Consider the following 232-nt stretch of genomic DNA (forward strand, 5'->3'; position numbering starts at 1 on the left):
GGAAGAACCGCTGGTACAGGGTCGACTGCTCAAGGTCATCAAAACCAATCCCGCTGTCACTGACCGTAAAGGTCAACGCCAGATCCCCCGGCCCTACCCGGCGCCCGCGCACCTGGATCATCACCCCGCCCTGGTGGGTGAACTTCAACCCGTTCTCCACCAGGCAGCCAAGGCAGCGGGCCAATTTCTCTCCATCGCCCTCCAGCGCATCCGGCAGGTCAGCCGGGATATC

Annotated in this window: 1 protein-coding gene; it reads right to left on the reverse strand. The window is 62.9% G+C overall.

Annotated features, from left to right (window positions below; genetic code table 11):
* Positions 1–232, reverse strand: a 232-nt coding sequence (locus tag SB756_RS35850) for an ATP-binding protein (protein ID WP_410914000.1), incomplete at both ends; no start/stop codon positions are given.

Source organism: Pseudomonas sp. SIMBA_068 (assembly GCF_046534705.1).
Taxonomy (GTDB): domain Bacteria; phylum Pseudomonadota; class Gammaproteobacteria; order Pseudomonadales; family Pseudomonadaceae; genus Aquipseudomonas; species Aquipseudomonas putida.